This is a genomic window from Geobacter hydrogenophilus (assembly GCF_018501225.1).
Classification (GTDB): domain Bacteria; phylum Desulfobacterota; class Desulfuromonadia; order Geobacterales; family Geobacteraceae; genus Geobacter; species Geobacter hydrogenophilus.
Window position 1 is genome coordinate 454722 of sequence record NZ_JAHCZI010000002.1, and the last position, 12558, is coordinate 467279.

The 12558-nt window shown below is 56.6% G+C and carries 10 protein-coding genes; 3 read left to right on the top strand and 7 right to left on the bottom strand.

The annotated features are described in order from the left end of the window. From infB to rimP, 4 genes are read right to left on the bottom strand one after another with little or no spacing between them, the layout of a single operon-like run. The gene (infB, locus tag KI811_RS05740) at window positions 1–2655 is read right to left on the bottom strand and encodes a translation initiation factor IF-2 (RefSeq protein ID WP_214185511.1); all 2655 of its coding nucleotides are present in this window, start codon (window positions 2653–2655) and stop codon (window positions 1–3) included. After that, on the bottom strand, window positions 2633–3250 hold the full coding sequence (locus KI811_RS05745) for a DUF448 domain-containing protein (protein ID WP_214185512.1): 618 nt from the start codon (window positions 3248–3250) through the stop codon (window positions 2633–2635). Before KI811_RS05745 ends, infB begins: the two co-directional genes overlap by 23 nt. 6 nt (window positions 3251–3256) lie before the next feature. Next, the gene (gene nusA, locus KI811_RS05750) at window positions 3257–4402 is read right to left on the bottom strand and encodes a transcription termination factor NusA (RefSeq protein ID WP_214185513.1); all 1146 of its coding nucleotides are present in this window, start codon (window positions 4400–4402) and stop codon (window positions 3257–3259) included. A gap of 36 nt (window positions 4403–4438) precedes the next feature. After that, entirely contained in the window at window positions 4439–4918 is a 480-nt protein-coding gene (gene rimP, locus KI811_RS05755) for a ribosome maturation factor RimP (protein ID WP_214185514.1), read from the bottom strand. Window positions 4919–5141: 223 nt separating this feature from the next. Here rimP and bioB point away from each other — a divergent pair, with 223 nt between their 5' ends. The 3 genes from bioB to bioA are packed head-to-tail and all read left to right on the top strand — an operon-like array spanning window position 5142 to window position 8203. Beyond that, window positions 5142–6131 carry a biotin synthase BioB gene (gene bioB, locus KI811_RS05760; protein WP_214185515.1) on the top strand — a complete coding sequence of 330 codons (990 nt, stop codon included), beginning with the start codon at window positions 5142–5144 and terminating at the stop codon, window positions 6129–6131. After that, window positions 6124–6849: a dethiobiotin synthase gene (bioD, locus tag KI811_RS05765; protein ID WP_214185516.1), complete on the top strand. Its 726-nt coding sequence runs from the start codon at window positions 6124–6126 to the stop codon at window positions 6847–6849. Before bioB ends, bioD begins: the two co-directional genes overlap by 8 nt. Continuing rightward, a complete protein-coding gene (gene bioA, locus KI811_RS05770) occupies window positions 6836–8203 on the top strand; it encodes an adenosylmethionine--8-amino-7-oxononanoate transaminase (RefSeq protein ID WP_214185517.1) in 1368 nt (455 codons plus the stop codon). Before bioD ends, bioA begins: the two co-directional genes overlap by 14 nt. Window positions 8204–8281: 78 nt before the next feature. On the opposite strand, the gene KI811_RS05775 is transcribed toward bioA, so the two are convergent. The 3 genes from KI811_RS05775 to KI811_RS05785 all read right to left on the bottom strand — a co-directional run bounded on the left by KI811_RS05775 (window position 8282) and on the right by KI811_RS05785 (window position 12487). After that, window positions 8282–8641: a hypothetical protein gene (locus tag KI811_RS05775; RefSeq protein ID WP_343213591.1), complete on the bottom strand. Its 360-nt coding sequence runs from the start codon at window positions 8639–8641 to the stop codon at window positions 8282–8284. 293 nt (window positions 8642–8934) lie between these two features. Further along, window positions 8935–11577 carry an A-adding tRNA nucleotidyltransferase gene (locus tag KI811_RS05780; RefSeq protein WP_214185519.1) on the bottom strand — a complete coding sequence of 881 codons (2643 nt, stop codon included), beginning with the start codon at window positions 11575–11577 and terminating at the stop codon, window positions 8935–8937. 43 nt (window positions 11578–11620) lie between these two features. Then, window positions 11621–12487: a L,D-transpeptidase gene (locus KI811_RS05785; protein ID WP_214185520.1), complete on the bottom strand. Its 867-nt coding sequence runs from the start codon at window positions 12485–12487 to the stop codon at window positions 11621–11623. Window positions 12488–12558 lie beyond the last annotated feature (71 nt).

Consider the following 12558-nt stretch of genomic DNA (forward strand, 5'->3'; position numbering starts at 1 on the left):
TTACAGCTTTGTCGCAATTTTCTCGATTTCAAAGGCTTCTATAATATCTCCGACCTTGATATCGTTGTAATTTTCCAGGCCGATACCGCATTCGTACCCTGTAGCCACTTCTTTCACATCATCCTTGAAGCGACGAAGTGACGACATTTTCCCTTCGTAGACGACCACATTGTCGCGCAGCAGCCGAACCGATGCGTTACGCAACACTTTTCCGTCCTGGATATAGCAACCGCCAACATTCCCGACTTTGGGAACCGAGAATACTTCCCTGATTTCGGCCCGGCCAAGATACTTCTCACGGAGAGTCGGCTCCAGCAGACCTTCCATGGCCTTTTTGATATCTTCAACCGCATCGTAGATGATGTTGTAAAGACGGACATCGACCCCTTCTTTTTCGGCCATGGCCGATGCTTTCGGCTCCGGACGGACATTGAAGCCGAGAATGATGGCATTGGAGGCGGAGGCGAGGTTTACATCGGTTTCGGTGATGGCGCCGACCGACGAGTGGATGACATTGAGACGCACCGCATCGGTGGAGAGCTTGCGCAGCGATTCCGAAACCGCTTCGACGGAGCCCTGAACGTCGGCCTTGACGATGGCATTAAGGTCTTTGACCTCACCCTTCTGGATCTTATCGTAGAGCTGTTCAAGCGACATCTTGCTGTGCTTGGCAAGCTCGGTCTCGCGCAACTTCTGCTGACGATGGGAGGCAATCTCCTTGGCTTTCTTCTCGTCGGAGAGGCTGATAAAGACATCACCGGCATCGGGAACACCCGTAAAGCCGATTACTTCAACCGGCATGGAGGGACCGGCCGCAAGAACCTTGTCGCCCCGGTCGTTCTGCATGGCGCGAACCCGGCCGGAGTGGACGCCGGCAACAAAGTAGTCGCCAATCTTGAGGGTACCTTCCTGTACCAGCACCGTGGCAACCGGCCCACGCCCCCGGTCCAGTTTGGCCTCGACGATGGTGCCGCGGGCATCCTTGTCGGGATTCGCCTTCAGATCCATAACATCGGCCTGCAGCAGGACCATTTCCAACAATTCGGGAAGATTGATCCGCTTCTTGGCGGAGACTTCCACGAAAATGGTTTCACCGCCCCACTCTTCCGAGACGAGACCGAACTCCATGAGTTCCTGCTTGACACGCTCGGGCTTCGCTTCGGGTTTGTCTATCTTGTTGATGGCGATGATGATCGGTACACCGGCAGCCTTGGAGTGGTTAATGGCTTCCCGGGTCTGGGGCATGACGCCGTCGTCTGCCGCAACCACGAGAATGACGATGTCGGTTACCTTGGCACCGCGGGCGCGCATGGCAGTGAACGCCTCGTGACCAGGGGTATCGAGGAAGGTAATCTTGCGGCCGTTGAGTTCAACGTCATAGGCGCCGATATGCTGGGTGATCCCTCCGGCCTCACCGGCAATGACATTAGCTTCACGGATTGCATCGAGCAGTGAAGTCTTCCCATGGTCGACGTGACCCATGATGGTAACAACCGGCGGACGCTTCTTGAGGCTCTCCGGGGTATCGGGCGCCGATTCGAGCATCTCGTCCGTATCAATGGCCACGTTCTCGATTTCATAGCTGAACTCGGCGGCAATCAGGGTAGCGGTATCCACGTCGAGGGGGTGATTGATGGTGGCCATCATCCCCATCTTCATGAGGACACGGATGAGGTCAGTGGCCTTGACACCCATCCTCTTGGCGAGTTCGCCGACAGTGATGGATTCGGAAATTTTAATAATCCGCTTGATGGCCTTGGGAACCGTGATCTCCGTCTTTTTGCCGAAAGAAACCGCTTCCCGCTCACGCCGTTTCCCCTTGCCGGTTTTCGGGCCGGGTTCAAAAATTCTCTCGCGCTTTTCGAGGAGTTCGGCTTTCTTGAATGCTTCCTTCTTCTTCCCGCCAGGAGCGCCCTTCTTTGCACCAGGAGCGCCGCCGGCCGGTGCCTCGGCTTCAGCGAACACCTTGGACTTTTTCTTGCGGTCATCCGCCACGGGAGCGACAGGTTGGGGTGTGACAGCACGCTCCTCCGGCTTCCTCTTGGGGGGGATGACCACTTCACGCCTCTCGGCAGGTTTAGAAACAGGTCTCGAAGCGGAAGTGAGGCCCGGAAGTTCAACGCGTCCAAGAATTCTGGCGCGATTCATGGTCGGCTTCTCTTCCTCAGCCGAAACCTGCTTCGGTTCCGCCGGTTCAGCGGCGGCCTTAGACGCTTCTGTTTTCGGCATTTCCACCTTAGGCATCGCAGGTTTGGGTTCTTCGGTCTTAGGTGTTACAGCTTTGGCTGCAACTTCAGGCTGCACTTCGGGAACCACCTGTGCTTTTGGTTGTTCCTGGACCTCTGGCTGCGGAGCCGTCATCTCAGGGAGGGGAGATGGCTCAACAGCTTCGGCAGCCGATGGCGCAACTTCCTCGGGTGGTTGGGCGACAGTTTTAGGGCGGCGTCTGATGACCGTGGTGGTCACCCGGACTTCTTCCTGCTGCTGGACTCCCTTGGGCGGTGTAGGCGGAGCTGTGACCTTCTGCACGTCCTCATCTTCGAGAACCGACAGGTGGCTCTTCACCTCGATACCGAGGCTCTTCAGCCGGGCCATCAGCTCTTTATTCTCAATGCCCATCTTTTTAGCAAGTTCATACACGTGGGTCTTGCTCATCAACCGCACCCCCATCAAGGAAATTTCCGTATCTCTGTAACTCTTTCACCAACGGGGAGACAAACCCTCCCGCTTCAATCGCCACAACGCTTCGCAATCCCTTGCCCAGAAGCCCTCCGATCCTGTCCTTGTCCAGGATTCGAAAACAGGGAATCCCCTCACGGGCAGCCACACCGGTGATTTTATCGCCAATCTCGGCAGAAACATCGCCGGCTATGATTGCAAGACCGATCTTGTTCTTCTTGCGCATCGCCTCCATCACCATGTCGCTGCCAGAGACGATCTTTCCTGCCTTGTTTGCAAGGGCCAGATATGAAGCAATTCGCTCCTCCAGCCTCGAAACGACAAGGGTTACGAGGTCCCTACTGGTCGCACCCCGTACCTCGCCCTTAAAGGCGCGGGCAAATTGCTTCCGGGTAGCGGCCTTCTCGACACACTCGCGGCAAAAGCAGGTGTAAGCACCCCTCCCCGGCAACTTTGCCAGGAGATCAGGGACAACCGTCCCCTCGGGGTCAAGGACATAGCGAAGAAGCTCGTCCTTCCCCCTCTCAGCCCGACATCCCAGACATGTTCGCCAAGGCTCACTCCTCGCCATTGGCTCCTACTCTTCGCCCTGCTCCAGAGGTTGAGACTCGGACTCCTCAACAGGTTCCTGAGGCGCTTCCTCAGTAGCACCGTCGTAGGAAGAAAACTCAAGGAGCTCTGCCTCGGCAGCACGGGTTTCGCTCTTGATGTCGATTCTCCAGCCGGTGAGCTTTGCGGCAAGCCGAACATTCTGCCCCTTCTTGCCAATGGCAAGGGAAAGCTGATCATCGGCGACAATGATTTCGAGCGCTTTGTTTTCTTCGTCGATGTAGACCTTGGAAACCGCAGCGGGCTGGAGCGCATTACAGGCAAACCGCGCCGGGTCTTCAGACCACGGGATGATGTCGATCTTCTCGCCACGAAGCTCAGACACAACGTTCTGAACCCTTGATCCGCGCATTCCGACGCATGCGCCAACCGGATCAACATCTGAATCGTGGGAGTAAACCGCAATTTTCGACCGGCTTCCCGGCTCGCGGACGACGGACTTGATTTCAACAATCCCCTCGGCGATCTCCGGAACTTCGGCTTCAAAGAGCTTGGCAAGCACACCGGGATGGGTCCGGGAAAGAATGATCTGGGGACCCTTGGGAGTCATACGGATATCCATGATGAGCGCCTTGATACGGTCACCCTGACGGTAAACCTCCCGCGGTGCCTGCTCCTTATTGGAAAGAAGCGCCTCGGCGCGACCAAGATCAACGACGAGGTCCCCCTTCTCGAAACGACGGACCACACCGTTAACCAACTCGCCGATCCGATCCTTGAACTCGTTAAAAATGGTTTCCCGCTCCGCTTCCCGCACCTTCTGGATGATTACCTGCTTTGCGGTCTGGGCGGCAATCCGCGTGAAACCGCTGGCATCCATCTTCATACCAAGGGAGTCGCCCACCTCCACGTCAGGGTCGATTTCGCGGGCTTCCTCAAGATCAATCTCCTTGTACGAGTCCATAACCTCGTCAACCACGGTGACGAACTCGAAAAGCTCGACTTCACCAACCTCGGGATTGTAATGGGCCTCAAGATCACGCGTGTTGCGGTACTTTTTGTTCGCGGCGGACAGCACCGCCTGCTCGAGGGCCTCAACCACGATATCCCGGTCAATACCCTTTTCCTTCACGATCTGATCAATAATGTGCTTGAGGTTGAAGGTCGTTTCCACGTCCGTCTCTCCTTGGAAGTGCTTTATCTTTCTAATCTAGAACTCGAATTCAAGGTTGGCTTTTGCGATTTTGGCAAGGGGGATTCGAGCCATTTGCCCCTCGCGAAGCTTGAGAGTTACAACTCCGCCTGCAAGCCCCTCAAGGTCGCCAAGGAACGTTTTGCGCCGGTTCCCGGCCTCATCCTCGACGACATCATAGGTCCTGACCTTGACAAGGCGCCCACGGTAGCGCTCGTAGTCGGATTCCCTTTTGAGGGGACGATTCAGCCCGGGGGATGACACCTCAAGGGTGTAATTCTCGCTGATGAAATCCTCCACGTCCAGGATCTCGGAGAGATCGCGGCTCACCAGAGCACAGTCATCCAGGGTTATCCCCCCGGCCTTGTCGACAAAAAGCCGGAGAACCATGTGGCGCCCCTCGCGCTTATATTCGATGTCGACCAGCTCCATCCCCTGAGAAGACAGAAGACTTTCCGCCAGAGCCGTAACCCTGTCGACAACTTCGTCCTTTGCCATACCTCGAAAAACCTCGCAAAATAAAAAAAGTGAGCTGGAGGAGCTCACTTCTCGTGAACGGAAACTTGTTACCTACTACCAGACACATAAGTAAAATGCAAGCATTTATTTTGTCGTTTTCATGGTTTTCAGCAATTTCCACCGCCACTTGTTAACCAAGAACCAAAGCAAAGTTGACAACTAGCAAATCCCTATGGTACTTCAGGGCTCGGAGGTATCATCAATGAACAGATCCCTTGAAACATTGGCTGGCAGGATTATTGCCGGCGAACAACTCACAGCGGAAGAGTCCATCGCTCTCCCGGCCTCTAGCGGCACCGATGCCTTTGCCCTCTTTCTTGCCGCAAGCCGGGTCAAGGAACACTTCCTCGGCAACGGCGTCGATCTCTGTTCCATCATCAACGCCAAGTCGGGGCGCTGTCCGGAAAACTGCGCCTTCTGCGCCCAGTCGGCCCACCACACCACCAATGCGCCCATCTACCCCCTTGTAGACGAAGACAAGATAGTGGCCTGCGCCAAGGAGGCTGAAGCAGCCGGTTCCCACTGCTATGGAATAATCACGAGCGGCACAACGATCAGAAAGGGTGAAGAACTTGACCGTATCTGCCGGGCCGTGCGCCGCATAAGGGAAACTACTTCCATTGCTCCCTCCTGCTCGCTGGGCATCATCGACCATGAAACGGCAGTGACACTCAGGGAAGCGGGCGTTGAGACCTATCACCACAATCTGGAAACTTCCCGGAGCTTTTTCCCGCATATCTGCACCACCCACGACTACGAAGAGGATGTGGAGACCGTCCGGGTGGCGAAGCGGGCAGGCCTCAGCGTCTGCTGCGGCGGTATCTTCGGTCTTGGGGAGACGGCGGCGCAACGGGTTGAGCTGGCCATGACCCTGCGGGAGCTTGACGTGGACTCGGTACCCCTCAATTTCCTTAACCCCATTGAAGGGACCCGGCTTGCGGGCTCAAAGCTCATCTCACCTCTTGAGTGCCTGAAAACCATCGCGCTTTTCCGGCTCATCCTTCCGACAAAGAAAATTGCCGTCTGCGGCGGCCGCGAGCAGAACCTGCGGGACCTGCAGTCGTGGATATTCTTTGCGGGCGCGAGCGGAACCATGATCGGCAACTACCTGACCACCACCGGCCGCCCCGCCGAGCAGGACTGGCAGATGCTCAGGGATCTGGAACTGACCGTCGGAGGTTGTTGTGAGTAACGCAATCTTCATCACGGGGACAGACACCGGCGTTGGAAAAACGATTGCGACGGCGGCGTTGGCGCGCCTTTTGCGGAAACAAGGGATCAACGTGGGTGTCATGAAGCCGGTCACCAGCGGCTGCGTCGAGCGAGATGACTCCGTCGTCTCCGAGGATGCGGAACTGCTCGCCTGGGCAGCAGGAGTGCCCCTCGATGAGGAGTGCGCCCCCTATTGTCTCCGCACTCCCATTGCCCCGGCAGTGGCCGCTTCCAGGGAAAACGTCCGGATCGATTTCTCGCGAATACGGGACGCATTCGAGAGCCTCGTGAACCGCCACGATTTCGTGCTCGTGGAGGGAGCCGGAGGGCTCATGGTCCCCCTTTCGGGAGGGCTCATGGTGGCGGATCTGGTGCTTGCACTGAAGCTTCCGCTTCTGGTGGTGGCACGCCCCGATCTCGGGACCATCAACCACACGGTGCTTACCTGCTTCGCCGCGAAACAGCTCGGCATCGAGGTGCGGGGAACCATCATCAATTCTTACCCCGACAAACCCGACACAGCAGAGGAATACGCGCCACACCTCATTGACTCGTTGTCCGGCGCCCCCCTGCTCGGCGTATTCCCCAAGGTGGAAGCGGCCGACCAGCGGATCATTGTCGAAACTCTGACCAACCACCTCTCCGGCCAAGGCACCACAAAAATTCTATTGCGGGAGATTGGCATTGAAAACATCTGACACCAAGACACTTCGTGAGTACGACCGCGCCCATGTCTGGCACCCCTTCACCCAGATGAAGGAGTGGGAGGAAAGCGACCCTGTCGTCATTGTCAGGGGCGAGGGCACCTGGATCGTTGATTCTGAGGGAAACCGCTACCTGGACGGCGTCGCAGCCATCTGGACCAACGTCCACGGGCACTGCAAGCGGGAAATCAACGACGCGATCAAGGCCCAGGTGGACACCCTTGAGCACTCCACCCTCCTGGGACTCGCCAACGACAAAGCGGTGCTGCTTGCGCGGCGCCTCGTGGAGATTGCCCCGCCAGGGCTTTGCAAGGTTTTCTACTCCGACAACGGTTCAACTGCCGTTGAGATTGGCGTCAAGATGGCCTTCCAGTACTGGCAGCATCAAGGGAAACCCGAGAAAACGAAGTTCATTTCGTTCAAAAATGCCTACCACGGCGACACCATCGGTGCCGTAAGCGTCGGAGGCATCGACCTCTATCACGCTGTTTTCCGCCCCCTCCTATTCCCGACAATCCAAGCACCCGCACCTTACTGTTACCGCTGCGAGTTCGACGAGAGGGACAACGCCAACTGCGGCATGCGCTGCCTCAAGGAACTGGAACGGCTCATGGAGATCCATGCCCATGAAGTTGCCGGCCTTGTGATCGAACCCCTTGTCCAGGGCGCCGGTGGCATGATCGTACAGCCCGACGGTTTTGTCCGACGGGTCAGGGAACTCTGCGACCGTTACGACATCCTGATGATCGCCGACGAGGTGGCGGTAGGCTTCGGCCGCACGGGAGCCATGTTCGCCTGTGAGCGGGAAGGGATCACCCCCGACATCATGGCCCTTTCCAAGGGGATTACGGCGGGTTATCTTCCCCTCGCCGCCACCATGACGACCCAGAAGATCTATGATGCCTTTCTTGGCGAATACCGGGAGATGAAGACCTTCTTCCACGGCCATACCTTCACCGGCAACCCCATTGCCTGCGCTGCGGCATTGGCGAGCCTCGATGTGTTCGAAAACGAGCGGCTCCTCGATAGCCTCCCCAACAAAATTGACTACTTGACAGAAAGACTTCAAGCATTAAATGAAGTACGGCACGTGGGAGAAGTACGCCAGTGCGGAATGATCGCCGGCATCGAACTGGTGCAGGATACAGAAACACGGGAACCATTCCCCTGGGAGGAGCGGGTCGGCATTCAGGTATGTCTCGAAGCCCGTAACCGTGGTATTTTTCTCAGGCCCCTCGGCAACATCATCGTTGTATTCCCCCCCCTCTCCATCAGCCTCGACGAACTCGCCTTCCTCATGGACGGTATTGAAGCTTCAATCAGGGCCATCACCGAATTGCGAACCTGACGTCGGCTTATTGTAAATAAAGAAGGGGTGGCCACCATTTCGTGCCACCCCCCTTTTACTTCGATCCAAAACCTGCCGTCAGAATCTGCCGCGAAGAACTTCCGCTGTCAGGACAACTTCCCTTTCGCCCTTCGTCCCGACAGGAACAAATCCGGGAACGATTGTTGGAACCGCCAGCTTTACTTTACCGTTATCAACTTCGGCCAAGGCCCGGGTCGTCTTGATGGAGCCGTAGGCAGCGCCAGCAAGAACACCACCGGCAGCCCCGTAGCCAATATAGTCAAGGTGGTCGCCTGGCTTGTCCGCCAAGACAAGGAAAGCTGCTCCTGCAAGCCCTCCCACAAGCCCTCCGAGAAAAGCATTGCGAAAAATGCTCTCAAATGTGTCATCGGCCATGCTGGGCGTACACCAGATCACGAGGAGAAGAAATGTGATCACGACCCAAATGCCTCGATGTGCTCTATGCATTGCCAACCCCTGTGTCAAAATATCAGACTACAGGGTTAAAGCAAAAACCAGACCGGCAGGGGACACGACAGGAATAAAACCCACAACCCATCGTATTTACAGCAAATTTCAGGCGCCAACTGCACTCACTCCCAATAAATCATCCCATGACATGTCCAGGACAGATGCAGCAAGAGGCAGGAGGCCCTGTCAAAATTTACGAACGTGCCAAGAAAGGTCAGTTAGTTAGCAAGCCAAAGGGCTGACAGACTGTGGCGTAATCGCTACACAGAGCCGAGCATCTGTCTGACGAGCCGGGATTCCTCCTCCCGAGTTGACACTTCTCCATTCAGTCGGGCCGAAAGTACCGCATCGAGGATTTCTCGGTAACGAGGCCCCGGCGGGAGTCCGATAACCTTAAGATCTTCTCCGGTAAACGAACAGGTAACTCCCCGCAGTTGTGTGACGTAGAGGGAGACGAACTTCCGCACTTCATCGTGACGAGTCTTGGCCATTATGTACAGAAGCACCTCGGGGGAAAGGCCACGAAGCCAGAAGTAGATATTGCTCCGCTGGACCGGTTTCTTCCCGGCAACTTTCCGTTCCATCAAGGCCAGCATCTGCTCACCATGCACCCTCATGTCAATGAGCTTCTCCCGATAATGTTCCGAAACGGATAACCGCGTGCACATCTCAAAGAACGCATCGTCGGGAAGAAGTGAGGTAAGGGCAAGGAAGTAGACCACCCATGTCTCCACCTGGTCACTCTGGTAGAGCAGTTCAAACCAGGTAACAACCTTCTTGACCTCGTCCAGCACCCTCAGATTTTCAGTTTCAAGCGCAAGGTCAGGATGAATGAACCCCAACAACCCCAGACTTTCCATGCGCAGGATTGCCCGGACCGGCTCCCGCTCTCGGAGGATGATGACCAACTCGTTCAGAAGACGCCTGCCGCCGAGTTTGTCGAGAAAACCCATCTTCACGGCATTCCTGATGAGGTTCTCCGTATGCCGTGCAATCTGGAACCCGAGGCGTTGCTCAAAGCGGACAGCCCGGAAGACCCGCGTCGGATCCTCCACGAACGAGAGGTTGTGGAGGACCCGGATGACCTTGTCCCGCAAATCGCGGTAGGCACCGAAATAATCGATGAGAAGCCCGAAGTTGGCCGTGTTGAGCTGGATCGCGAGGGTGTTGATGGTAAAGTCACGCCGGTACAGATCCATCTTGAGGGAGGAACGCTCCACCGTTGGAAGGGCGCCGGGGGTCTCGTAGAACTCAAGGCGGGTACTTGCCACGTCGATCTTGAAACCATCGGGAAGCACAATGACAGCAGTACCGAACTTGGCGTGGCTCTTGACGCGGCACTCATGGGTCGCCGCAAAGGTTTCGGCAAAGAGGATGCCATCCCCCTCCACCGTAATATCGATATCGTCGTTCTTCCCGCCCAGCAGCAGATCCCTGGCAAATCCGCCGATGGCGAAAACGGGCAGTTCAAGCCCATCCCCTACCTTCCCCAGTTCGCGGAGCGTATCCACCACCCTGCGCGGCAGGTTCTTGTTCATGAGGTGGACCACCTCGCGGCGGCGTACCGGCGGGTTTTCCCTGCCGAGATCGTAGACCGCCTCGGTATTGTGCTGCATGCCGGAGTACATATAGCGGAGGAGATCGGTCCGCGTTATGACCCCCACAAGGTCCTCGCCGGCAAAAACGGGGACGAGCCGCCGATGCTGCCCGACGATGTAGTTCTGGATGACGGTGATGGGGGTGTCGGGTTCAGCCCGCATGAACTCCGTATGCATATATTCGCTGACCGGCAGGGAGCCGAGCCCGTGATAGAGGGCCTTCTCCACGATACGGAGAGAGATGATCCCGACCATCTCCCCTCCCTCGATAACCGGCATGGAGTTCACATTGTAGCGGGTCAGGAGTTCGCGGGCTTCGGCAATGGTGGTCTCCACCGGCAGCGTCTTCACCGGCGACGACATGAGATCGCCGGCCGTACGTTTCGGGTTGATCCACTCGGGGAAAAGCTGCTTGAGTCGTGCCAAGACCTGGATGACAGTATGATCGCGAACCGTTGCGGAGGCGGCGGTTGCGTGGCCTCCACCGCCCAACTCCCGAAGGATCGCCCCCACGTCCACTTCAGGGATGCGGCTTCGAGCCACGATGTAAACCCGCTCCCCCATGCCGACCACGATGAAGAGCGCTTCAAGGTTTTCCATATCGCGCATCATGTGGGCCAGCACGGCAACATCTCCCACATAATGGTCAATTGACGCGTGAGCGAGCGAAATATCGACACCGTTAACGCTCGCCGTCTGCAGCGAATGGAGGAGGTCGTTCAATAGCGACACCTGCTCCGGGGTTAATTCCTGGGAAACGAATTCGGCAACAACATTCAGGTTTGCTCCGCGGGCAAGAAGCCACGAAGCTGCCCCATAGTCATCAACCGTGGTGGATGGAAAGGTAAGGTTTCCGGTATCCTCGTAAATGCCGAGCATCATGAGGGTCGCTTCAACCGGCGTCACCTCGATCCCCTTATCCATGAGTATCTTGGTCAGAATAGTCGTGGATGAGCCGCACTCGCGGATCTCGCCACCACTCTTGGCGATGTCACCGGCGGAGTCTGGATGATGGTCGTAGATATGAACTTCAATATCAGGCCGCCTCGCCACCTCGGCCAGGCGGCCGATGCGCGATGTGTGACGGCAATCCACAAGGATAAGCCGTGATATCTTGGCAGGATCAATGTCCTTCAGGCGGGTTAAGGCCGGCATATAACCGGTGGTCTTGAGAAAGAAGTCCCTCATGCTCTTTTCCTGGGAACCGGGAAAGACCATGAGGGCTTCGGGATAGAGCTTCTTCGCTGCTACCATGGCGCCAAGGCAGTCAAAATCGGCGTTCACGTGGGTGGCGATAACGTCCATGGAAGAGAGTGTGCCGTATCAGCGGCAAAAGTAAAGGGAAAGATCAGCGGGACGCCACCGTCGGCTTAAGAGGGAACGGTTGATAGACGGGATTTTCTCCCGTCACTTCCACCACCGGAGCATCATCGAGCAATTCCAGCTCACCGCTGTCCTCGTCGTACTCAGACTCTCCCACGGCCCAGTCGTAGAGCTTTTTGGAATCAAAGAGAACCGGCTTTGCCGGGATGCCGTACATGCGGTTTTGCATCGACTCATCAAAGAGGCCAACGCACCCGTGGGAAGCGGGTTTACCGGGGAGATCCCGCGCATGGATCCAGTATGACACATTGTCGGCGCCGATATGAAAACGCATGGCGAAATCCATCGGATACTGGGCCGACAGGTCGTCGGTCTGGTAGAGGGATGAGGTGTGGGTACGGTGACGGGCATCAATACGGAAGAGGCCGGTCGGGGTTTCATGCCCCGTTTTGCCGGTGGCTGCCGGCATGGAGAATTTGAGCTTGCCATTCTCGTAGGCGCCGATCCACTGCTCGGTGAGACTTATGAGGATAAACTTTTCGTAGTGTTTTGCCGGCTCATACTCAAGGGGGAGTGGAGTATAGCTGTGGGCGGCTGCCATATCGGTAGGGACTTTGATGGTCATCCCCGGATAGGTGTGGCGCCGGTCTATCCTGTTGAAACGGGCGACCGTCACCCAATCGTTGCCGAAAAGGGACTCAAGGCTCTCGTTGGGTTTGATGAAGTGGGGCTTCCAGCCGATGTGCCGAAGGCTCGGATAATCGACCCGCGAGAGATCCTCCTTGGCGCTGTCATTGGGAGACGCGGAGGGATCTGCGGTGGATTCGGGTTGACGAATGACGATTGCAGCGAAAATGAGGAGAGCGATAACATATGCCAACTTGCGAATCATGGGGCACCGGTCCTGCAGAAAAAAGGAAAGGGGCCGAAGCCCCATATACGTTACGCGGAAAATAACACTTT

Bases quoted from the DNA above. Each gene is read 5' to 3' on its own strand.
- infB (WP_214185511.1), bottom strand. From the start codon at position 2,655: ATGAGCAAGACCCACGTGTATGAACTTGCTAAAAAGATGGGCATTGAG.
- KI811_RS05785 (WP_214185520.1), bottom strand. From the start codon at position 12,487: ATGATTCGCAAGTTGGCATATGTTATCGCTCTCCTCATTTTCGCTGCA.
- KI811_RS05745 (WP_214185512.1), bottom strand. From the start codon at position 3,250: ATGGCGAGGAGTGAGCCTTGGCGAACATGTCTGGGATGTCGGGCTGAG.
- rimP (WP_214185514.1), bottom strand. From the start codon at position 4,918: ATGGCAAAGGACGAAGTTGTCGACAGGGTTACGGCTCTGGCGGAAAGT.
- bioB (WP_214185515.1), top strand. From the start codon at position 5,142: ATGAACAGATCCCTTGAAACATTGGCTGGCAGGATTATTGCCGGCGAA.
- KI811_RS05780 (WP_214185519.1), bottom strand. From the start codon at position 11,577: ATGGACGTTATCGCCACCCACGTGAACGCCGATTTTGACTGCCTTGGC.